We start from the raw sequence: 1,023 nt of genomic DNA, 5'->3' as shown, positions 1-1,023 counted from the left end.
CTAGGGCCTGTTTCGAAGTGAGATGAGTGGCGGCGTGTCGTGCGCCGGACGCGGTGAGGTCTCCGGTAGAGCGTTCATCGACCAAGAAGAACAACACCGGAGACCTCGTGGCCACCCTAGCGGTGACGAGGCGGTTCGACCTGACCGATGAGCAATGGGCGCGGCTGGAACCCCTGCTGCCCGCCCCCAGACGTCCGGGCCGGCCCTCGAAATGGACCAAGCGGCAGCTCATCGACGGCATCCGCTGGCGGGTGCGTGTCGGTGCGCCGTGGCGGGACGTGCCCGCCTGCTACGGCTCCTGGCAGGCGGTGTACTCGCTGTTCCGCCGCTGGCAACGCGACGGCACCTGGGCCGACATCCTGGCCCGGCTGCAAGCACGGGCCGACGCCGCCGGGCTGATCGGCTGGCAGGTCGGTGTGGACTCCACCGTCCTGCGCGCCCATCAGCACGCGGCCGGAGCCCGCCGCCACGGCGACAAGCAGACCGAACCGCCCGGCGGAACAACGACCGAGCCCCACGATCACGCGCTAGGGCGTTCGCGGGGCGGGTTGTCGACCAAGCTGCATCTGGCCTGCGAGCAGGGCCAAAAGCCGTTGTCTGTGGTGGTCACCGCCGGGCAGCGGGGCGACGCGCCCCAGTTCGAGGCGGTCATGGCCGGGATCAGGGTCGCCCGCGTCGGCGGCGGGCATCCCCGCACCCGGCCCGAACGGGTGCGCGCGGACAAGGCGTACTCCTCCAGGGCGATCCGGGCCCATCTGCGGCGGCGGGGCATCGCGGCCACGATCCCCGAACCGGCCGACCAGGCTGGCCACCGGCTACGGCGCGGGGCCCGCGGTGGTCGGCCACCGCGGTTCGATCCGGTCGACTACCGCGAGCGTCATGCGGTGGAGTGCGGCATCAACCGGCTCAAACGCCACCGAGCCCTGGCCACCAGGTTCGACAAACTCGCCGTCCGCTACCAAGCCACCGTCCACATCGCCGCCATCAACGAGTGGCTCTGATCAACTTTGAAACAGGCCCTAG

The 1,023-nt window shown here is 70.8% G+C and carries 1 protein-coding gene; it reads left to right on the top strand.

Annotation, left to right across the window (positions count from 1 at the left end):
* Positions 1-107: 107 nt before the first annotated feature.
* Entirely contained in the window at positions 108-1,001 is an 894-nt protein-coding gene (locus ABFX46_RS43305) for an IS5 family transposase (protein ID WP_428831388.1), read from the top strand.
* Positions 1,002-1,023: the final 22 nt, after the last annotated feature.

Source organism: Actinomadura chokoriensis (assembly GCF_039529475.1).
In the GTDB taxonomy this organism is placed as follows: Bacteria; Actinomycetota; Actinomycetes; order Streptosporangiales; family Streptosporangiaceae; genus Spirillospora; species Spirillospora bangladeshensis.
The sequence above is the reverse complement of the archived record's forward strand: the minus strand, read 5'-3'. Positions and strand labels throughout refer to the sequence as shown.